This window comes from Variovorax sp. KBW07 (genome assembly GCF_003852515.1).
In the GTDB taxonomy this organism is placed as follows: Bacteria; Pseudomonadota; Gammaproteobacteria; order Burkholderiales; family Burkholderiaceae_C; genus Variovorax.
This window is the reverse complement of sequence record NZ_QAJK01000075.1, coordinates 49,791-71,513: the sequence shown is the minus strand read 5'-3', so window position 1 is coordinate 71,513 and position 21,723 is coordinate 49,791. Positions and strand designations below refer to the sequence as shown.

At 63.2% G+C, this 21,723-nt stretch carries 16 protein-coding genes and 2 tRNA genes; 16 read left to right on the top strand and 2 right to left on the bottom strand.

Going from position 1 to position 21,723, the window contains the following annotated elements; genetic code table 11:
- Positions 1–39: 39 nt before the first annotated feature.
- The 16 genes from DBV14_RS16545 to DBV14_RS16470 all read left to right on the top strand — a co-directional run bounded on the left by DBV14_RS16545 (position 40) and on the right by DBV14_RS16470 (position 20,184).
- A tRNA-Trp gene (locus tag DBV14_RS16545) sits at positions 40–115 on the top strand.
- A gap of 103 nt (positions 116–218) precedes the next feature.
- Positions 219–602 (top strand): preprotein translocase subunit SecE, encoded by a 384-nt coding sequence (gene secE, locus DBV14_RS16540; RefSeq protein ID WP_124460248.1) that lies wholly within the window; start codon positions 219–221, stop codon positions 600–602.
- Between the two features lie 3 nt (positions 603–605).
- Positions 606–1,208 (top strand): transcription termination/antitermination protein NusG, encoded by a 603-nt coding sequence (gene nusG, locus DBV14_RS16535; protein ID WP_124460247.1) that lies wholly within the window; start codon positions 606–608, stop codon positions 1,206–1,208.
- 135 nt (positions 1,209–1,343) lie between these two features.
- Complete coding sequence (gene rplK, locus DBV14_RS16530) at positions 1,344–1,775, top strand: 50S ribosomal protein L11 (protein ID WP_124460246.1); 432 nt, start codon at positions 1,344–1,346, stop codon at positions 1,773–1,775.
- Positions 1,776–2,474, top strand: coding sequence for a 50S ribosomal protein L1 (rplA, locus tag DBV14_RS16525; protein WP_124460245.1), 699 nt, complete (start codon positions 1,776–1,778; stop codon positions 2,472–2,474). It begins immediately after the preceding gene.
- Between the two features lie 246 nt (positions 2,475–2,720).
- Positions 2,721–3,263: a 50S ribosomal protein L10 gene (rplJ, locus tag DBV14_RS16520; RefSeq protein ID WP_124460244.1), complete on the top strand. Its 543-nt coding sequence runs from the start codon at positions 2,721–2,723 to the stop codon at positions 3,261–3,263.
- 44 nt (positions 3,264–3,307) lie between these two features.
- A complete protein-coding gene (gene rplL / locus DBV14_RS16515; protein ID WP_124460243.1) occupies positions 3,308–3,679 on the top strand; it encodes a 50S ribosomal protein L7/L12 in 372 nt (123 codons plus the stop codon).
- Positions 3,680–3,929: 250 nt separating this feature from the next.
- Positions 3,930–8,042 carry a DNA-directed RNA polymerase subunit beta gene (rpoB, locus tag DBV14_RS16510; protein ID WP_124460242.1) on the top strand — a complete coding sequence of 1,371 codons (4,113 nt, stop codon included), beginning with the start codon at positions 3,930–3,932 and terminating at the stop codon, positions 8,040–8,042.
- A 15-nt stretch (positions 8,043–8,057) separates the two neighbouring features.
- Positions 8,058–12,293, top strand: a complete 4,236-nt coding sequence (gene rpoC / locus DBV14_RS16505; RefSeq protein ID WP_124460241.1) for a DNA-directed RNA polymerase subunit beta' — start codon at positions 8,058–8,060, stop codon at positions 12,291–12,293.
- 96 nt (positions 12,294–12,389) lie between these two features.
- Entirely contained in the window at positions 12,390–12,998 is a 609-nt protein-coding gene (locus tag DBV14_RS16500) for a lema family protein (protein WP_124460240.1), read from the top strand.
- Positions 12,999–13,118: 120 nt separating this feature from the next.
- Positions 13,119–14,450, top strand: coding sequence for a 16S rRNA (cytosine(967)-C(5))-methyltransferase RsmB (gene rsmB, locus DBV14_RS16495; RefSeq protein ID WP_124460251.1), 1,332 nt, complete (start codon positions 13,119–13,121; stop codon positions 14,448–14,450).
- Positions 14,431–15,069 carry a DUF4390 domain-containing protein gene (locus DBV14_RS16490; protein WP_124460239.1) on the top strand — a complete coding sequence of 213 codons (639 nt, stop codon included), beginning with the start codon at positions 14,431–14,433 and terminating at the stop codon, positions 15,067–15,069. The genes rsmB and DBV14_RS16490 overlap by 20 nt, the downstream gene beginning before the upstream one ends.
- Positions 15,066–17,396 (top strand): ATP-binding protein, encoded by a 2,331-nt coding sequence (locus DBV14_RS16485; protein WP_124460238.1) that lies wholly within the window; start codon positions 15,066–15,068, stop codon positions 17,394–17,396. The genes DBV14_RS16490 and DBV14_RS16485 overlap by 4 nt, the downstream gene beginning before the upstream one ends.
- Before the next feature lie 96 nt (positions 17,397–17,492).
- Entirely contained in the window at positions 17,493–18,194 is a 702-nt protein-coding gene (locus DBV14_RS16480; RefSeq protein ID WP_124460237.1) for a response regulator, read from the top strand.
- Between the two features lie 26 nt (positions 18,195–18,220).
- Positions 18,221–18,296: transfer RNA gene (locus DBV14_RS16475), tRNA-Phe, on the top strand.
- Between the two features lie 151 nt (positions 18,297–18,447).
- Positions 18,448–20,184: a site-specific integrase gene (locus tag DBV14_RS16470; RefSeq protein WP_185546033.1), complete on the top strand. Its 1,737-nt coding sequence runs from the start codon at positions 18,448–18,450 to the stop codon at positions 20,182–20,184.
- Between the two features lie 190 nt (positions 20,185–20,374).
- Here the strand turns inward: DBV14_RS16470 and DBV14_RS16465 are convergent, their stop codons facing one another.
- Both DBV14_RS16465 and DBV14_RS16460 read right to left on the bottom strand, forming a co-directional pair.
- Entirely contained in the window at positions 20,375–21,076 is a 702-nt protein-coding gene (locus tag DBV14_RS16465; RefSeq protein WP_124460236.1) for a hypothetical protein, read from the bottom strand.
- 294 nt (positions 21,077–21,370) lie between these two features.
- The gene (locus DBV14_RS16460; protein ID WP_260397079.1) at positions 21,371–21,625 is read right to left on the bottom strand and encodes a helix-turn-helix domain-containing protein; all 255 of its coding nucleotides are present in this window, start codon (positions 21,623–21,625) and stop codon (positions 21,371–21,373) included.
- Positions 21,626–21,723: the final 98 nt, after the last annotated feature.

Below are 21,723 nucleotides of genomic sequence, written 5' to 3'. Positions count from 1 at the left end.
AAGATCCTCGACATCTAAGCCAAGCGTAAAGAGTACCGGAGGGGTATAGCTCAATTGGCAGAGCGTCGGTCTCCAAAACCGAAGGTTGTAGGTTCGATTCCTACTGCCCCTGCCACCTAGGTGGCACCCCGAAAAAAGCCCGTCGCGTCCCGACGGGCTTCGGCGTCTCAAGAGACGCATTGAATTGAAGGCCGAAAGGCACAGGAAATCAGCCAACCATGGCCACTTCTCAAATCGAAACCGTGAGCACCGGCGCAGACAAGGCCAAGTTGGCTGCGGCTGTTGTGCTGGCAGTGGGTGCCATCGTGGCGTTCTATCTGCTCTCGCGCCAAGGCTCGCTGGTCCAGTGGGCTGCGCTGCTGGTCGGCCTGGCCGCCGCTGTGGGCGCTTTCGGCAGTTCGGAGAATGGCCGTCAGTTGTGGGCCTTTGGCCGCGACTCGTGGCGCGAGGTCAAGAAGGTCGTGTGGCCGACCCGCAAGGAAACAATGCAGATGACGGCTTATGTGTTCGCCTTCGTGGCGATCATGTCCGTCTTCCTCTGGCTCACCGACAAGACGCTCGAATGGGTGTTTTTCGACCTCATTCTGGGCTGGAGAAAATAAGAAATGACCGACGACGTAGTTGAAACCACGCCGGAAGAGGAAAACACTCCGATTCTGGCTCCCGCTGCCAACCCCGATCTGCGTTGGTATGTGGTCCATGCCTATTCGGGCATGGAGAAGGCTGTCGAGCGCAACATCCTGGAGCGCATCAACCGCGCCGGCATGCAGGACAAGTTCGGCCGCATCCTGGTTCCGACCGAAGAAGTGGTTGAAATCAAGAACGGCCAGAAGCGCACCACCGAGCGCCGCTTCTTCCCGGGCTACGTGCTGGTCGAAATGATCATGGACGACGAAAGCTGGCACCTGGTGAAGCACACCAACAAGGTGACGGGCTTCGTGGGCGGCGCCAAGAACCGTCCGGCCCCGATCTCGCAGAAAGAGGTCGAGGACATCGTCAGCCAGATGCAGCAGGGCACCGAGAAGCCGCGCCACAAGGTGGAGTTCATCGTCGGCGAGTTCGTGCGCGTCAAGGAAGGCCCGTTCACGGACTTCAACGGCACGGTCGAAGACGTGAACTACGAGAAGAGCAAGGTGAGCGTGTCGGTCATGATCTTCGGCCGCTCGACACCCGTCGAACTCGAATTCAGCCAGGTCGAAAAAACCTGAGCCCCGGGCCGCAAGGCCCGAACCCATTTCCGGCTGCGCGCTATCCGACTCGGTGCGCGGCCTTGATCGAAGAGTCGTTCAACCCCGGGGAGCCGCGGCGAAAGCCAAGGCGATATCACCCGCAAGGAGCAAAGCATGGCGAAAAAAATCGTCGGCTTCATCAAGCTGCAAGTGCCAGCTGGTAAGGCCAACCCGTCACCACCCATCGGTCCCGCACTGGGCCAGCGTGGTTTGAACATCATGGAGTTCTGCAAGGCGTTCAATGCGCAAACCCAAGGCGTCGAGCCGGGTCTGCCGCTGCCGGTGGTCATCACCGCGTTCGCTGACAAGAGCTTCACCTTCATCATCAAGACGCCCCCGGCGATCACCTTGATCAAGAAGGCCATCAAGCTTGAAAAGGGTTCGGCCACGCCGCAATCCGTCAAGGTCGGCAAGATCACGCGCGCTCAGCTCGAAGACATCGCCAAGGCCAAGATGAAGGACCTGACTGCTGCCGACCTGGACGCAGCTGTTCGCACCATCGCCGGCTCCGCCCGTTCGATGGGCGTGACTGTGGAGGGCGTGTAAATGTCCAAGATCACCAAGAAGCAAAAAGCGCTCGCAGGCAAGGTCGACAGCAACAAGCTGTACGCACTGGCTGACGCCATCGGTCTCGTGAAAGAAGCCGCCACCGCCAAGTTCGATGAATCCATCGACGTGGCCGTGCAACTTGGCATCGACGCGAAGAAGTCGGACCAGGTGGTGCGTGGCGCCGTCGTGATGCCCAACGGCACCGGCAAGACCAAGCGCGTGGCTGTGTTCGCCCAAGGCGCCAAGGCTGAAGAAGCCAAGGCCGCCGGCGCCGACATCGTCGGCATGGACGACCTGGCTGCCATGGTCAAGGCTGGCGACATGCCTTTCGACGTCGTGATTGCTGCGCCTGACGCCATGCGCGTCGTCGGTACGCTCGGCCAGATCCTCGGCCCGCGCGGCCTGATGCCCAACCCCAAGGTTGGCACCGTGACGCCCGACGTCGCAACCGCTGTCAAGAACGCCAAGGCTGGCCAGGTCCAGTTCCGCGTCGACAAGGCCGGCATCATCCACGGCACGATCGGCCGTCGCTCGTTCGACACCGACAAGCTGCAAGGCAACCTCGCCGCGCTGATCGACGCTCTGGTCAAGGCCAAGCCGGCGACCAGCAAGGGCGTGTACCTGCGCAAGGTGGCTGTGTCGTCGACCATGGGTCTGGGTGTCCGCGTGGACACGCAAACCATCTCGGCGAGCTAAAGAGATTGGCTCTGCCCGAAAGGGCGGGGCGAATGTGGTGGGTCGCGGCAGCTTCGGTTGCCACGAGCCATCCAAGACCGCTGGTGTGCAGGGTGCCTGCACTTAATCGCCGGACCTTTTGTCCGGCAATCAGCGCAGATGGCGACCCCACTGCAAGGAATTTGATTTTTGTTCCGAAACAGTTGGTCGCTGCATGAAAGCGCGATCCGAGGCTCCGGCCGAAGATCGCATTAAAAGGAGTAGACCTTGAGTCTGAATCGCAGTGAGAAAGAAGCGGTCATCAGTGATGTGACCAGCCTCGCCGCAAAAGCTCAAACGCTCGTGCTGGCGGAATACCGTGGCATCACGGTTGCCGATATGACCAAACTGCGTACTGAAGCACGCAGCAAGGGTGTGACTCTCAGCGTGTTCAAGAACACGCTGGCACGCCGTGCTGTTGCTGGCAGCGCATTCGAAGTCATTGGCGACCAGATGACCGGCCCGCTGATCTACGGCTTTTCCGAAGACGCAGTGGCCGCCGCCAAGGTGGTGGCCGACTTCGCGAAGACCAACGACAAGTTGGTGATTCGCGGTGGCGCGTTTGGCGGCAAGGTCCTGGACGTGAACGGCGTGAAGCAGCTCGCAAGCATCCCTTCGAAGGAAGTGCTGTTGGCGCAACTGCTGGGCTTGATGCAGTCCCCGATTTCCCGTACGGCACGCGTTCTCGCGGCGCTGGCCGCGAAGCGTGGCGAAGGCGCGGCAGCACCCGCAACCGATGCACCGGCAGAAGCCGAAGCGCAGCCCGCGTAAGCGGCCGGCGTTTGAAATATTCAACCAATTGTTAGGAAACAAAAATGGCATTCGATAAAGACGCATTTCTGACCGCGCTCGACAGCATGACGGTCCTGGAACTCAACGAACTGGTGAAAGCCATCGAAGAGAAGTTTGGCGTGAGCGCTGCCGCCATGGCAGGCCCCGCAGTTGCAGGCCCCGCTGCCGCAGCCGCTGAAGAACAGACCGAATTCAACGTCGTGCTGGCCGATGTCGGCGCGAACAAGGTGTCGGTCATCAAGGCCGTGCGCGAAATCACCGGCCTGGGCCTCAAGGAAGCCAAGGACCTGGTGGAAGCCGCTCCCAAGGCTGTCAAGGAAGGCCTGTCGAAGGCTGACGCTGAAGCCGCAAAGAAGAAGCTGGAAGAAGCCGGCGCCAAGGTGGAACTGAAGTAATTCAGACCCCCTAGAGGGCTGGAGGCGCCTGAAAAGGCCCTCCAGCCTTTGCCGCTTTCAGAGCGCACCCAAAAGCCGACGTTGCGACGCGGTTTTTGAGTGTCTTCTGACCCCGACTGCAGAAGACCCCTTGGTTCGGGTGATGTGCAATGCATCACCGTCCGCCAACGGCTGGTAGTGGCCAGCCGCCAAGGAGTGGTGCATTTGCACGCGAACCAAGTCGCTGAAGATCTCAAGCTCCGGAGCTCTCATGGCCTATACCTACACAGAACGCAAGCGCATCCGAAAAAGTTTCGGCAACCGCGACAGCGTCGTTGAAATTCCCTACCTGCTGCAGATGCAGAAAGACGCGTACACCGCGTTCCTGCAAGCCGGCATCGCCCCCAAACAGCGCACCGTCGAAGGCCTGCAGGCCGCATTCGACGCCGCTTTCCCGATCGTCTCGCACAACGGTTTTGTCGAGATGAAGTTCCTCGAGTACAACCTCGCGAAACCGGCTTTCGACGTGCGTGAATGCCAGACCCGCGGTCTGACCTTCGCCTCGGCCGTGCGCGCCAAGGTTCAGCTCATCATCTATGACCGCGAGTCGTCGACGTCGCAGTCGAAGGTGGTCAAGGAAGTGAAGGAACAAGAGGTCTACATGGGCGAAGTGCCGCTCATGACCGAAAAGGGTTCGTTCATCATCAACGGTACCGAGCGCGTCATCGTGTCGCAGCTGCACCGTTCGCCGGGCGTGTTCTTCGAACACGACAAGGGCAAGACGCACAGCTCGGGCAAGCTGCTGTTCTCGGCCCGCGTGATTCCTTACCGCGGCTCGTGGCTCGACTTCGAGTTCGACCCGAAGGACATGCTGTACTTCCGCGTGGACCGTCGCCGCAAGATGCCGGTCACGATCCTGCTGAAGGCCATCGGCCTGAACCCGGAATCGATCCTCGCGAACTTCTTCGTGAACGACAACTTCCGCCTGATGGACAGCGGCGCGCAGATGGAGTTCGTCTCCGAGCGCCTGCGTGGCGAAGTCGCGCGCTTCGACATCACCGACAAGTCGGGCAAGGTCGTGGTCGCCAAGGACAAGCGCGTCACCGCGCGCCACACGCGCGAGCTGGAACAAGGCGGCACCACGCACATCAGCGTGCCGGAAGACTTCCTGGTCGGCCGCGTCATCGCCCGCAACATCGTCGACGCCGACTCCGGTGAAATCCTGGCCAAGGCCAACGACGAACTGACGGAAGCGCTGCTCAAGAAGCTGCGCACCGCCGGCGTTCAAGACGTTCAGGTGATCTACACCAACGAACTGGACCAGGGCGCGTACATCTCGCAAACGCTGCGCATCGACGAAACCGTCGACGAGTTCGCAGCGCGCGTGGCCATCTACCGCATGATGCGCCCCGGCGAGCCGCCGACCGAAGACGCAGTGCAAGCGCTGTTCCAGCGCCTGTTCTACAACCCGGACACGTACGACCTGTCGCGCGTGGGCCGCATGAAGTTCAACGCCAAGGTCGGCCGCGACGAATCGACCGGCCCGATGGTGCTGACCAACGAAGACATCCTGGCCGTGGTCAAGATCCTCGTTGACCTGCGCAACGGCAACGGCGAAGTCGACGACATCGACCACCTGGGCAACCGCCGCGTGCGTTGCGTCGGCGAGCTGGCCGAAAACCAGTACCGCACCGGCCTGGCCCGTATCGAGAAGGCCGTAAAGGAGCGTCTGGGTCAAGCGGAGCAAGAGCCGCTGATGCCGCACGACCTGATCAACAGCAAGCCGATCTCGGCCGCGCTGAAGGAATTCTTCGGTGCGTCGCAGCTGTCGCAGTTCATGGACCAGACGAACCCGCTGTCCGAAATCACCCACAAGCGCCGCGTGTCGGCTCTTGGCCCGGGTGGTCTGACGCGTGAACGTGCAGGCTTCGAAGTGCGCGACGTGCACGTGACCCATTACGGCCGCGTGTGCCCGATCGAAACGCCTGAAGGCCCGAACATCGGCCTGATCAACTCGCTGGCCCTGTACGCCCGCCTGAACGAATACGGCTTCATCGAGACGCCGTACCGTCGCGTGATCGACAGCAAGGTCACCAACGAGATCGACTACCTGTCGGCCATCGAAGAAGGCAAGTACGTCATCGCCCAGGCCAATGCGGCCCTGGACAAGGACGGCGTGCTGACCGGTGACCTGGTTTCCGCGCGTGAAGCCGGCGAATCGATCCTGGTGGGTGCCGAGCGCATCCAGTACATGGACGTGTCGCCCGCGCAGATCGTGTCGGTGGCTGCCTCGCTCGTGCCGTTCCTGGAGCACGACGATGCGAACCGCGCGCTGATGGGCGCCAACATGCAGCGTCAGGCCGTGCCCGTGCTGCGCCCCGAAAAGCCGATGGTCGGTACCGGTATCGAGCGCGTCTCCGCGGTCGACTCGGGCACCGTGGTCACGGCCACCCGTGGCGGTATCGTCGACTACGTCGATGCGACCCGTGTCGTGGTGCGCGTGAACGACGCCGAAGCGGCTGCCGGTGAAGTCGGTGTGGACATCTACAACCTGATCAAGTATCAGCGTTCGAACCAGAACACCAACATCCACCAGCGCCCGATCGTCAAGCGCGGCGACAAGATCGCCAAGGGCGACGTGGTGGCCGACGGCGCATCGACCGACCTCGGCGAACTGGCCCTGGGCCAGAACATGCTGATCGCGTTCATGCCGTGGAACGGCTACAACTTCGAAGACTCGATCCTGATCTCCGAACGCGTCGTCGCCGAAGACCGCTACACCTCGATCCACATCGAGGAACTGGTAGTGATGGCTCGCGACACCAAGCTGGGTGCCGAAGAAATCACGCGCGACATCCCGAACCTGGCCGAGCAGCAGCTCAATCGCCTCGACGAATCCGGCATCATTTATGTCGGTGCCGAAGTGCAGCCGGGCGACACGCTGGTGGGCAAGGTCACGCCGAAGGGCGAGACCACGCTGACGCCTGAAGAGAAGCTGCTTCGCGCCATCTTCGGCGAGAAGGCTTCCGACGTGAAGGACACGTCGCTGCGTGTCGACCAGGGCTCGCAAGGCACCGTGATCGACGTGCAGGTGTTCACCCGCGAAGGCATCACGCGCGACAAGCGCGCCCAGCAGATCATCGACGACGAGCTCAAGCGCTTCCGCCTCGACCTGAACGACCAGCTTCGCATCGTCGAAGCCGACGCGTTCGACCGTATCGAGAAGCTGCTGACGGGCAAGGTCGCCAACGGCGGCCCGAACAAGCTGGCCAAGGGCACCAAGCTCGACAAGGCCTACCTGTCGTCGGTCGAGAAGTTCCACTGGTTCGACATCCGCCCGGCGGACGACGAAGTGGCAACCCAGCTCGAGTCGATCAAGAACTCGCTGGAGCAAACGCGCCACAGCTTCGACCTCGCGTTCGAAGAAAAGCGCAAGAAGCTCACGCAGGGCGACGAGCTGCCCGCGGGCGTGCTCAAGATGGTCAAGGTCTACCTGGCCGTCAAGCGCCGCCTGCAACCGGGCGACAAGATGGCCGGCCGCCACGGCAACAAGGGTGTGGTGTCGAAGATCGTTCCGGTCGAAGACATGCCCCACATGGCCGACGGCACGCCGTGCGACATCTGCCTGAACCCGCTGGGCGTGCCCTCGCGGATGAACGTGGGCCAGGTTCTCGAAGTGCACCTGGGCTGGGCCGGCAAGGGCATCGGCCAGCGCATCGGCGACCTGCTGCAGCAAGAAGCCAAGGTGGCCGAGCTGCGCAAGTTCATGGAACAGCTGTACAACGGCTCGGGCCGCAAGGAAGACCTCAGCCAGCTGAGCGACTCGGAGCTGCTCGCCATGGCAGCCAACCTGACGACCGGCGCCACGTTCGCCACGCCAGTGTTCGACGGTGCTTCGGAAGAAGAAATCCGCGGCATGCTGAAGCTCGCCTACCCGGACGACATCGCCAAGCTCAAGGGCCTGACCGATACGCGCACCCAGGCGTACCTGTACGACGGCCGCACCGGCGACCAGTTCGAGCGTCCCGTCACCGTCGGCTACATGCACTTCTTGAAGCTGCACCACTTGGTCGACGACAAGATGCACGCCCGTTCCACCGGTCCGTACTCGCTCGTCACGCAACAACCGCTGGGCGGCAAGGCCCAGTTCGGTGGCCAGCGCTTCGGTGAAATGGAAGTGTGGGCACTGGAAGCCTACGGCGCCGCTTACGTGCTGCAGGAAATGCTGACGGTGAAGTCCGACGACGTGGTCGGCCGCACCAAGGTCTACGAGTCGATCGTCAAGGGCGAACACTCCATCGAAGCCGGCATGCCGGAATCGTTCAATGTGCTGGTCAAGGAAATCCGTTCCCTCGGCCTGGACATCGAACTCGAACGTTCATAAGCAGGAAAGAATCACATGAAGTCTTTACTCGACCTGTTCAAGCAATTCACGCCGGATGAGCATTTCGATGCCATCAAGATCGGCATGGCTTCGCCCGAGAAGATCCGTTCGTGGTCTTTCGGCGAAGTGAAGAAGCCGGAGACGATCAACTACCGCACCTTCAAGCCCGAACGCGACGGCTTGTTCTGCGCCAAGATCTTCGGGCCCATCAAGGACTACGAATGCCTGTGCGGCAAGTACAAGCGCCTGAAGCACCGCGGTGTCATCTGCGAGAAGTGCGGCGTTGAAGTCACGCAGACCAAGGTGCGTCGCGAGCGCATGGGTCACATCGACCTGGCCGCGCCCTGCGCCCACATCTGGTTCCTGAAGTCGCTGCCGTCGCGCCTGGGCCTCGTGCTCGACATGACGCTGCGCGACATCGAACGCGTGCTGTACTTCGAAGCCTACGTGATCACCGACCCCGGCATGACCCCGCTGAAGAAGTTCGGCATCATGTCCGAGGACGACTACGACACCAAGCGCAAGGAATTCGGCGACGAATTCGTTGCCAAGATGGGCGCCGAAGGCATCAAGGACCTGCTGGAAGGCATCGAGCTCGACAGCGAGATCGAACGCCTGCGCGGTGACCTGACCGGCTCCGAAGTCAAGGTCAAGAAGAACTCCAAGCGCCTGAAGGTGCTGGAAGCTTTCCGCAAGTCGGGCATCAAGCCCCAGTGGATGGTGCTGGACGTGCTGCCCGTGCTGCCGCCGGACCTGCGTCCGCTGGTGCCGCTGGACGGCGGCCGCTTCGCGACCTCCGACCTGAACGACCTGTATCGCCGCGTCATCAACCGCAACTCGCGTCTGCGCCGCCTGCTGGAGCTGAAGGCTCCGGAAATCATCGCGCGCAACGAAAAGCGGATGCTGCAAGAGGCTGTCGACTCGCTGCTGGACAACGGTCGTCGCGGCAAGGCCATGACGGGCGCCAACAAGCGCGCGCTCAAGTCGCTCGCCGACATGATCAAGGGCAAGAGTGGTCGTTTCCGCCAGAACTTGCTGGGCAAGCGCGTCGACTACTCGGGCCGTTCGGTCATCGTGGTGGGCCCGACGCTCAAGCTGCACCAGTGCGGCCTGCCCAAGCTGATGGCGCTCGAACTGTTCAAGCCTTTCATCTTCTCGCGCCTCGAAGCCATGGGCATCGCGACGACGATCAAGGCTGCCAAGAAGGAAGTCGAATCGGGCACGCCGGTGGTCTGGGACATCCTGGAAGAGGTGATCAAAGAGCACCCGGTGATGCTGAACCGTGCGCCCACGCTGCACCGCCTGGGCATCCAGGCCTTCGAACCCATCCTGATCGAAGGCAAGGCCATCCAGCTGCACCCGCTCGTCTGCGCGGCATTCAACGCCGACTTCGACGGTGACCAGATGGCCGTCCACGTGCCGCTGTCGGTGGAAGCGCAAATGGAAGCCCGCACGCTGATGCTGGCCTCCAACAACGTGCTGTTCCCGGCTTCGGGCGAACCGTCGATCGTTCCTTCGCAAGACGTGGTGCTGGGTCTGTACTACACGACCCGCGACCGCATCAACGGCAAGGGCGAGGGCCTGATCTTCTCCGACATCGGTGAAGTCCAGCGCGCGCTCGACGCCAACGAAGTCGAGCTGACCGCTCGCGTTGCTGTGCGTATCACGGAGTACACCAAGGACAAGGAAACCGGCGTGTTCACGCCGTCGACCTCGCTGGTGGACACCACCGTGGGCCGTGCACTGCTGTCCGAGATCCTGCCGAAGGGCCTGCCGTTCTCGAACATCAACAAGGCGCTGAAGAAGAAGGAAATTTCCAAGCTCATCAACGTCTCGTTCCGCAAGTGCGGCCTGAAGGAAACCGTCGTCTTCGCAGACAAGCTGCTGCAGAACGGCTTCCGCCTGGCAACCAAGGCCGGTATCTCGATCGCCATCGACGACATGCTGGTGCCCGCTGAAAAGCACGGCATCATCGAGCGCTCGGCCAAGGAAGTGAAGGAGATCGAACAGCAGTACGTGTCCGGTCTGGTGACCTCCGGCGAACGCTACAACAAGGTGGTGGACATCTGGGGCAAGGCCGGCGACGAAGTGTCGAAGGTCATGATGGCCAAGCTCTCCAAGGAGCGCGTCATCGATCGCCATGGCAAGGACGTCGAGCAGGAGTCATTCAACTCCATCTACATGATGGCCGACTCGGGTGCCCGCGGTTCCGCGGCCCAGATTCGCCAGGTGGCCGGTATGCGGGGCCTGATGGCCAAGCCGGACGGCTCGATCATCGAGACGCCCATTACCGCGAACTTCCGCGAAGGCCTGAACGTGCTGGAGTACTTCATCTCCACCCACGGTGCCCGTAAGGGTCTGGCCGACACGGCGCTGAAGACGGCGAACTCGGGCTACCTGACCCGTCGTCTGGTCGACGTGACGCAAGACCTGGTCGTCACCGAGCAAGACTGCGGCACGCACAACGGCTACCTGATGCGCGCCATCGTCGAAGGCGGTGAAGTGATCGAGTCGCTGCGCGACCGTATCCTGGGCCGCTCGGCCGCGGACGACGTGCTGCACCCGGAAAACCGCTCGGTGCTGCTGAAGGCCGGCGAGATGTTCGACGAAGACAACATCGAAGAGCTCGAGGCGCAAGGCGTCGACGAGGTCAAGGTGCGTACCGCGCTGACCTGCGAAACCCGTTTCGGCATCTGCGCAACCTGCTACGGACGCGACCTGGGCCGCGGCGGCCTGATCAACATCGGCGAAGCCGTCGGCGTGATCGCTGCCCAGTCCATCGGCGAACCCGGCACGCAGCTGACGATGCGTACCTTCCACATCGGTGGTGCCGCTTCGCGCGCTGCCATCGCTTCGAGCGTGGAAGCCAAGTCGAACGGCTCGATCGGCTTCAACGCCACGATGCGCTACGTGACGAACAGCAAGAACGACCTGGTCGTGATTTCCCGTTCGGGCGAGATCGTCATTCATGACGAACACGGCCGCGAGCGCGAACGCCACAAGGTGCCGTACGGTGCGATCCTGGCGGTCAAGGCCGATCAGCAGATCAAGGCCGGCCACGTGCTTGCCAACTGGGATCCGCTGACGCGCCCCATCATCACGGAATTCGCCGGCAAGACGCAGTTCGAAAACGTCGAGGAAGGCCTCACGGTTGCGAAGCAGGTGGACGAAGTGACCGGTCTGTCGACCCTGGTCGTGATCGATCCGAAGCGCCGCGGCGCTGCCAAGGTCGTTCGCCCGCAGGTGAAACTGATCGACGCACAAGGCCAGGAAGTGAAGATCCCGGGCACCGACCACTCGGTGACCATCGGCTTCCCCATCGGCGCACTGGTGCAGATCCGCGACGGCCAGGACGTGGGCCCCGGCGAAGTGCTGGCGCGTATTCCGGTCGAAGGCCAGAAGACCCGCGACATTACCGGTGGTCTGCCGCGCGTGGCCGAGCTGTTCGAAGCCCGTTCGCCGAAGGACAAGGGCATGCTGGCCGAAATGACCGGCACCGTGTCGTTCGGTAAGGAGACCAAGGGCAAGATTCGCCTGCAGATCACCGATCCCGAAGGCGGCGTCTACGAAGACCTCGTGCCGAAGGAAAAGAACATCCTGGTGCACGAAGGCCAGGTGGTGAACAAGGGCGAGTCCGTGGTCGACGGTCCGGCAGACCCGCAGGACATCCTGCGCCTGCTGGGTTCGGAAGAACTGGCACGCTACATCGTGGACGAAGTGCAGGACGTGTACCGCTTGCAGGGTGTGAAGATCAACGACAAGCACATCGAGGTGATCGTTCGCCAGATGCTGCGTCGCGTCGTGGTCGACAACATCGGCGAGACCGGCTACATCTCCGGCGAACAGGTCGAACGCAGCGAAATGCTCAACACCAACGACGCCCTGCGCGCCGAAGGCAAGATCCCCGCGACGTTCACCAACCTGCTGCTGGGTATCACGAAGGCATCGCTCTCGACCGACTCGTTCATCTCGGCGGCGTCGTTCCAGGAAACGACCCGCGTGCTGACTGAAGCCGCGATCATGGGCAAGCGCGACGAGCTGCGCGGCCTGAAGGAAAACGTCATCGTCGGCCGCCTGATTCCCGCAGGCACCGGCATGGCTTACCACCAGGCCCGCAAGGTCAAGGACGCCATGGACGAGGCCGAGCGCCGCGCCATCGCCGAGTCGGAAGCTGCTGAACTGGCAGGCTCCGGCGACAGCGATGCAGCGACCAGCACGGCCGACGCCAGCGAAGGCGCCGCGACCGAATAACTGGTTAGCATCACCGGCCATGACCGGTATCCCACGCCCCCCGACCGCTCACGGTTGGGGGGCGTTTTTCTTTGTGTTTTCAATGGGACTTCGTCGATGAGCGTGTTGCCCGAATCGCTGGCCAGCTGGATCGTCATCGCAGTGGTGCTGTTCTGGTTTGTCGGCGCTTACAACCGGCTGGTGCGTTTGCGCGCAACCGTGCTGCAGGCCTACGCCACCCTCGATGCGGCGCTGGGCAAACAGCTGGATTTCGTTCAGGCCAGCATCACCGCCGCTCCGTCGGCCGAGGCGCCGGCGAACGAACAGCTGTTGTCGTCGATCGCGCCGCTGCAGGCGGCCACCACGCAGATGGCCACCTTGCTTGGCGCGACCCGGCTGCATCCGCTCGATGCCGGCGGCATGGCCGCGCTGGCGACCGCGCTGCAGGTGTGGATCGGTGCGTGGCAGCGCCAGCATCCCGATGCGGTGACGGTCTTCGACGCCGACGGCACGCTCTCGCGTCCGGCGCAGTTGCAGCCGGGCACCGTGGCCGTGGCGCCCAGCGCCGTCGAGCCGATTGCATGGCCCGAGCCTTCGGCCGCCGCGGAAATTGCCCGCAGCCAGTTCAACCTGGCGGTGGGGCACTACAACACCGCCATCACCCAGTTCCCGGCGCTGCTGGTGGCATGGGCCGTGCGTCTGCGTCCGGCCGCGCCCCTGCTCTGACACGTCTGGCGCGGCCTCTTTTCTTTACCTTGCGCGGCGTCCTGCCTTTGGCTCGCCCGTTACCATCGCCCCAACTTGGCTGATCTACCTACCGACCCTTCCAGCAACGCTTCGCCGCTGCTGCAACCGCCGCTGTGGCGCCAACTGCAATTGACCGCGGTGGCGCTGGCGTCGATTCGCGCCGGCACTTCGGGCTCGGTGGCATTCGAGGCCGTCGAGCCCGCGTTGCGGCCCGGCGTCCAGGCGCTCGGCTTCCAGGTGCTGCGCTGGCTCGGCCGTGCCGAAGCATTGCGACGCCACCTCGCCAAGCGCACGCCGCCACCATTGCCCGATGCCTTGCTTTGCACGGCGCTGGCGCTGGCCTGGGACCCCGAACGTGCGCCCTACGAGCCCTTCACGCTGGTCGACCAGGCGGTCGAGGCCGCCAAGCGCAACCCCGCCACGCGGGCGCAGGCCAGCTTCATCAACGCCTGCCTGCGCCGCTTCCTGCGCGAACGCGACGAGCTGGTCGCCGTGACCGACAGCGAGCCGGTCGCGCAATGGAACCATCCGCGCTGGTGGATCGAGCGCCTCAAGCGCGACCATCCGCGTGAATGGCAGCGCGTGCTGGGCGCCGACAACGCGCAGGCGCCGATGACGCTGCGCGTCAACGCCCAGAGAACCACCGCAGCCTCTTATCTGGCCGAGCTGGAGGCCGTGGGCCTTGACGCCACCCGCGTCGGCCCCAGCGGCTTGCAGTTGGCCCGCGCACGGCCGGTGCAGCAACTGCCCGGCTTTGCCGACGGTTCCTGCTCCGTACAGGACGCCGCCGCCCAGATGGCCGCGCCACTGCTGCTCGACGGCCTGCTTCCCGCGAAGCCGGGCGCCGCCCCGTTGCGTGTGCTCGATGCCTGCGCCGCGCCCGGCGGCAAGACCGCGCACCTGCTCGAGATGGCCGGCCCGGAGGCAGTCGACGTGATCGCCCTCGAGGTCGATGGCGTCCGCAGCCGCCGGATCGACGAAACCCTGGCCCGCCTCGGCCTGAAAGCCAAGGTCGTGGTCGCCGATGCCGCACGCCCCGCCGACTGGTGGGACGGCACGCCTTTCGACGCCATCCTGCTCGACGCGCCATGCACCGCCTCGGGCATCGTGCGCCGCCATCCCGATGTCCGCTGGCTGCGCCGCGAAAGCGACACCGCCCAGCTTGCGGGCCAGCAGGCCGCCCTTTTGGCCGCGCTCTGGCCGCTGGTTCGACCCGGCGGCCGGCTCCTTTACTGCACCTGCTCCGTCTTCCGCGAAGAGGGGTCGCAACAAATTGATGCGTTTCTTGTACACAACACCAACGCACGTTTGCTGCCATCCCCCGGCCATTTGCTGCCTCAAAGCGGGGCGAATGCCCGTGGCGTCCCGGACAATCCCTCTGGTGATCACGACGGCTTTTTCTACGCCCTGCTTGAAAAACGCTCGCACTGAGCGGCGCTGGCCGGTCCTGCTGGCCGTGCTGCTCTGGGCCTGTGCGATGTGGGCGGCGTGGCTGCCGGCGCCGGCGGCCGCCCAGAACCGGCCCGGTGCCTCGATCACCCAGATGCGGCTGGAGCAGGCCGACGACGGCGTCTACCTCGGTGCGGCCGTGCAGTTCGAGCTGCCCTCGCTGGTCGAGGAGGTGCTTGACAAGGGCATTGCCATCTATTTCGTGGCCGAGGCCGAGGTCTACCAGGAGCGCTGGTACTGGGCCGACCGCAAGGTGGGGCAGGTCGCGCGCCACATGCGGCTGGCCTACCAGCCGCTCACGCGCCGCTGGCGGCTCAACGTGTCGCCCGTGCCGATCACCGGCGCCGCCGGCCTCGGCATCTCGCTCAACCAGAATTTCGACACCCTTGCCGATGCACTCGATGCCATCAAGCGCGTGGGCCGCATGCGGCTGGGCGACGTGAACGAGATCGGCGACGACCCACTGCACCAGGTGACCTTCCGCTTCCGGCTCGACACCTCGCAGCTGCCACGCCCCTTCCAGATCGGCGTGGTCGGCCAGGCCGACTGGAACATCTCGGCCGAGCGCACCGCGCGCCTGGCGCTGGAGAAGCAGCGGTGAGCACCAAGCCGCGCAGCGGCGCCGCGGCCACGCCCGCCGCACGCCGCTCGCGCGCGATGCGCTGGGCCGTGGGCGTTGGCGCGGCCATGGTCACGGCCATCGGCCTCGTGCTGATGTTCCTGCTGGCCCAGGCGACCAACAATCGCGCGCTGTACGAGCGTTATTACGTGCGCCTGTTCGGCGTCAACGTCGTGGTGGCGGTGCTGCTGGTGCTGGTGATCGGCTGGGTCGCTTTCCGGCTGCTGCGGCGCTTGCGGCAGGGCAAGTTCGGCAGCCGCCTGCTGATCAAGCTGGCGGCCATCTTCGCGCTGGTGGGCGTAGTGCCCGGGGCGCTGGTGTACGTCGTGTCGTACCAGTTCGTTGCACGCTCCATCGAGAGCTGGTTCGACGTCAAGGTCGAAGGTGCGCTCGATGCAGGCTTGAATCTCGGGCGCGCCACGCTCGACTCGCTGTCAGACGATTTGTCCACCAAGACTCGCGCCGCCAGCAGCCAGTTGTCGCAGGTGCCCGATGCGAGCGCCGGTCTTGCGCTGGAACGCATTCGCGACCAGCTCGAAGCAAGCGACGTGGTGCTGTGGACCGGCACCGGCCAGCTCATCGCCAGCGCCGGCGCATCGCGCTTTCAGCTCAACCCCGAGCGGCCGACCACCCAGCAGTTCCGCCAGGTCCGGCCGGACCGGGCCGTCGCGCACGTCGAGGGCCTGGACGAAACCGCCATGCCCGGCGCCGCGCCGCCCGCCGCGAGCGTGCGCGCGCTGGCCATGGTGCAGCGGCCGGGCTTCGACTTCGACACCGCGCCACGCTACCTGCAGGTCACGCGGCCGCTGCCGCCCGCCGTGGTGGCCAACGCACTGGCCGTGCAGGAAGCCAACCGCGAATACCAGGAGCGGGCGCTCGCACGCGAGGGGTTGCGCCGCATGTACATCGGCACGCTCACGCTGAGCCTGTTTCTCGCCGTGTTCGGCGCGGTGCTGCTGGCCGTGCTGTTTGGCAACCAGCTGGCGCGGCCGTTGCTCGTGCTGGCCGATGGCGTGCGCCAGGTGGCCGCCGGCGACCTGCGGCCCACCGCGGTGCTGCAGGGCAAGGACGAGCTGGGCGGGCTCACGCGCTCCTTTGCCGTGATGACCCAGCAGCTGGCCGATGCCCGTGGCGCGGTCGAAAAAACAATGGACCAGCTGGACGCCGCCCGCGCCAATCTGCAGACCATTCTGGACAACCTCACCTCGGGTGTGATCGTGCTCGACGCCAGGGGCACCGTGCTCTCCACCAACCCGGGTGCCACCCGCGTGCTGCGCGCCCCGCTGGCCGCCTACGAAGGGCAGGCGCTGGTCGACGTGCCGGGCCTGGCCGACTTCGGCGCCAAGGTGCAGCAGCAGTTCGACGAGTTCCAGGTCGAGCGCATGCAGCACGGCCTCGACCATTGGCAGCACGCCTTCGAGCTGCATGCCAGCGGCAACGACCTGCCGCAACAGGACAGCGCCATCAACATCGTCGCGCGCGGGGCCGAATTGCCAGGCGCCGCGCGGCTGCTGGTGTTCGACGACATCTCCGAAATCGTGTCGGCCCAGCGCGCGCAAGCCTGGGGCGAAGTGGCGCGCCGGCTGGCGCACGAAATCAAGAACCCGCTCACGCCCATCCAGCTATCGGCCGAGCGGCTCGAGATGAAGCTCTCGGGCAAGGTCGCGCCGCCCGAGCAGGCCATCCTCGTGAAGTCGGTGAAGACCATCGTCGACCAGGTCGATGCCATGAAGCGGCTGGTGAACGAATTCCGCGACTACGCGCGACTGCCCGCGGCCGACCTCAAGCCGGTCGACCTCAATGCCTTGCTGGTCGACGTGCTCCAGTTGTATCACGCCGACAGCCTGCCCATTGCGTTGCGCTCCGAACTCGACGAGCGCTGCCCGCCGATCCGCGGTGACGAGCAGCAGATACGGCAGGTCATTCACAACCTGTTGCAAAACGCGCAGGACGCAGCCGAGGCCGCCGCAAGCGGCACCGGCAAGGCGGGCGAAGTCGTCGTTCGCACGCGGCTCGGCGATTCGGGCCAGCGCGTTCGCCTGACCGTGCAGGACAGCGGCCCCGGGTTTGCCGAGAACATTCTCAAGCGCGCCTTCGAGCCCTACGTCACGACGAAAACAAAAGGTACCGGTTTGGGCCTTGCCGTCGTCAAGAAGATTGCCGACGAGCACGGCGCGCGCATCGAGCTTTCCAACCGCGTTGTCGACGGGGCTGTGGCAGGTGCGCAAGTCTCGCTATCATTCGCGCTGGCAAGCGAGTCGCGCGCAGCGGCCGCTCACACCGAAGATTCGAAGTCTTCCGCCGCCTGAGCGCGAACGAACGATCCGTCATTCGTTCAGGCGATGGACGGGCCAGCGGACCCTATCTACCTTTGCAGACACCAGCGCATACAACAAGCAGCACTCATGGCAAACATTCTCGTGGTCGATGACGAGCTGGGCATCCGGGACCTGCTCTTCGAAATTCTCAATGACGAAGGCCACAACGTGGAGCTCGCGGAAAACGCCGCCGAAGCCCGCGCGGCCCGGCAACGCGCGCGGCCCGACCTCGTGCTGCTCGACATCTGGATGCCCGACACCGATGGCGTCACGCTGCTCAAGGAATGGTCCACTGCCGGCCTGCTGAGCATGCCCGTCATCATGATGAGCGGGCACGCCACCATCGACACCGCCGTCGATGCCACGCGCATCGGCGCCTTCGCGTTCCTCGAGAAACCCATCACGCTGCAGAAGTTGCTCAAGGCGGTGGAGCAGGGCCTGGCCCGCGAGAGCGCACGCCGCGCTGCCGCGGGCGTGGTGCCCGCGCCAGGCGGTGGCACCACGCCCACCGCCATCACGACCACGGGCGACAGCCTGCTGATGGCGTCGCTGGCTTCGGTGCCTGTGCCCGATGCCGGCCCGCAGTCGACACAGAGCTTCGACCTCGACCGCCCGCTGCGCGATGCACGCGACGGTTTCGAGAAGGCCTACTTCGAATTCCACCTCGCGATGGAGAACGGTTCGATGACCCGCGTGGCCGAAAAAACCGGCCTCGAGCGCACCCATCTTTATCGCAAGCTCAAACAACTTGGTGTGGATCTTTCAAGAGGGCGCAGAAGCGCTGTATAATTTAGGGCTGCACACAATGCAACCGAGGCCCGGTAGCTCAGTTGGTAGAGCAGCGGATTGAAAATCCGCGTGTCGGTGGTTCGATTCCGCCCCAGGCCACCACTCTTCTAAGCCCTTGATTCTTAACGGAATCAGGGGCTTTTCAGTATGTGGCGCCTTGCTACCCGCTTGATTTGGTACACCAAGCAGGTACACCGTGGCATCTACGCTTCATAGAATCGGCGGCGCATCAACTGTTCGCCGACGCTCGTTCATGGCCCAGCCGTTCAAGTCCCCGACTGGGATCTATCAGTTGCGCCGCAAGGTGCCGCCCGAGTTGCGATCTGCGCTCGGTCACGAGTACAAGAGATCGCTCAAGACCCGCGATCCGTACGAAGCGAAGACGAGATTTGCCGAGGAGTGGGCGAGATCGGACGATGCTTTCGCGCTCGCTCGGGCGCAATCAGACGGTCTCGATGCGCTGGGCGAACGAGACATCCAGCAACTGGCCGCGCGATGGTTTCGCTCGGAGCAGCAGAAGCTCGAAAACACAGGTGACTTTCCGTCATGGCTCTTCGAAGCCGAGACCTGGGTCAACGAGCAAGGCAACCAATACCAAGAGTACACGCGCCTTGTCAGTGCCAGGACGGCGTTGAATGAGGGGCTCTTGGAGGAGGAGGACTTCGCGCGTGACGTGAAGCGCAATGTCGCCCAGACGTTGAAAGAGAGCGGCATGCCGATGCCAGCAGATGCTCGCCTGCATGCGCGCCTCGTTCTCGCGTTTCGTGAGCATTGGCTCAGGCTTTCGGAGCTTGCATCGCAGCGTTACGAAGGCAACTGGACGGTCCAACCTGATGTTCTGCCACATGAGCCGCTGACGGTGGAAGCCAAGCGGAAGGCATCGAAGCGGCAAACGAAACTGCTTGATCTTTTCAAGACCTACGGCGCCGACAAGAAGCTCAACGATGGTGACACGCGGGGCGTTCGCAAGACGCTGGACGGCTACGAAGCAACGCTCAAGCAGTTCATCGAACTCTGTGGCGATCTCCCTATCGAGAAGATCAGCCGCGAGACTGTTCGTGAGTACCGAGCCTACTTGGCGCAATTGCCCGCGAAGGGCGACGGCATCCGCAAGCTATCGGCAAAACAATTGATCGCGAAAGCGGAAGCCGAAGGGCTGCCCAGGGTCTCTGCGCCGACCATCCGAAACAAGCTGCGAGCCTTGTCCGCTGTGCTCAGTCACGGTGTGAGGTTGGGGGTGCTTGCGGAAAATCCGGTCATCGCAGGCGGCATTGGCAGAGCCGCAGCCAAGGCCGCTGGCAGTCGCGGCGCTGCATCACGGCGGCGCAAAGATTACACCAAGGACGAACTGCGCAGTATTTTTACGAGCCCGATTTTTACTCAGGTTGATTGGTCTGCGCCCCGTGCGGATTTTGGTCGAGCGTGGTATTGGATGCCGCTGCTGATGTTCTACACGGGGGCACGGCGCGAAGAGCTGGCGCAACTCGCCGTGAGAGACGTGCTGACCAGGGAAGGGATTCCCTGTTTGAGCATCCTGGCGATGCCGGATGACGATGACGCAGATCGAGGAGTGAAGACGGAAGGGAGTCGGCGGATGATTCCGCTTCATCCTGATTTGGTTGAGCGAGGATTCCTTGAATATGCGCAAAGTGTCCCGGCAGGTGGGCAGTTGTTCCCCAAGCTCAAGCCAAGTCCAGCCGGTTTTTACGGCGCAAACTTCGGTAAGCGCTGGGCAGCATATTTGCGCGACGTTGTGGGCCTAGATACTTCAGTTAGCCCTTCGCATGGTTTCCGCCACACATTCAAAACGCTATGCCGAGAGGTGGGCATACCGGAGGACGTACACGATGCGATCACCGGTCATGCCGGGGCTGGGATGGTGGCGCGTGACTATGGGCAAATGCCGCTGGTGCGTATGGCCGCCGAAATCGCTCGCTACCCATCGTTGGATGTGCTGGAAGACAGCGTGCAAGAAATCCAGGGACTGTAGCTTCAAGGCTCTGGCCGGAGTGGCACGGCGCGCATTGACTGCGCGAGCGGCGAGCAAAGGGTGTAAGTCGGCGGGCGCGTACGAGTGAACGTGCTTTCTCTCTTATAGGTGGTCCCGTTTTAGGGGGAGGTCCAATGTCGGCCTTTTCCTGCGGACGCAGACTGGATATGGAGCAAATGACCTGACTGTCTCAAGCGCCGAGATCGCGCAGTTGTTTGATGGTGACGATGATCCTTTGGGTTGTCGGATTGATCTTCCACGCCCTTTTGTTAATGAGAACAGTGTCTGCCGTTAGGGTGATGGTCGCTTTGATCGATAGGCCATCGCCCTGGCGGCTTCGATAAAGCTGCACAGCCTCGCGATGCAGCTTTCTTAGTGTGATGCCCCGTTTCACTTCAATTTCGTTGAACGGCGCGGGGGCATTCCGTACCGCTTCTCGAATTCTTGGCAGTAACCACGCTGGCGTGGGCTTTGTCCAGTCCTTGGGTGCGCCCACACCAAAATACTTCTCAACGTGCTGCCGTATTGCTGTCTGGGTTGAGGCTGCCCCTTCTGGAGAAAGGATTCGCTGAACGATTGCCCGGTTGGCCATGCGAGTCGCGCCGCTGGATTCCGGCAGCACCACGGTCGTTGTCGCAGCCTTCAGCCCGGCGAATTTGACGGGGTTTGCGGTGACGACCTCTTTGATCGCCGCATCTGCAACTCTCTGCAGCTCATTTCGTAGCTCACGCGCTCGTGAGATGACCTTGGTTCTTGTCGCTTTTCGCTCTACCTGAGAGGGGGGAGGCGGCGCAGCGGAATGCTCCTCGATGTCTTCGCCCCAAGCGAGCGACACAATATTTTCGAGGTTCGTCTGCTCGGAAGGCTCCGGCTGCTTGTTGCGATGATTCAAGATGAGCACTCCATACCATTTCCCTCTCATTCCCTTTAGATAGGGAAGGGGAATTTTTACTTTTTTGTCTTTGTCCGAACACGGAGCATGCGCATCCCCGTAGTTGCGAGGAACGACATTGCTGCTCTCCTCTTTCAGGTCTACCGACCCAATCCGCGAGCATCTCTCCCAAGGAAAAGGCTTCAGGCTGCGTCCATTGCTAAGACACCAAGCTTGCGGACCCCGCTCCTGGGGTGATGCCTGCACCTCATGCATTGATCGCAGTTGGTCCTCGCAAGCCCAGGACGTCGGGGCTTATCTGACGGGATCAACGCAGCGCATCAGTTCGGACGGCAAAACTTCAAGAGCGTAGGCGATGCGCGTGATGTTGTTGAGCGAGACGTTTCGCTCGCCGCGTTCGACCGAGCTGATGTAAGTCGTATGCAGTTCCGCTCGCTCGGCCAAGCCTTCCTGCGTGAACTGGCGCGCCTCCCGCAAAGCTCGCATTGCTGCGCCAAACGCGACTTGCGCTTTCTCTTTGGATGGCGGTTTGGCGAAGGTCCGATGCACGCATGGAGTCTTGCCACGCTTAGACTATGAGTACACAGACTATGAGTCTGATTTGTGGCAAACTGTCTCAGCGCAGGATTGCGGCGCGCCATCTGGAG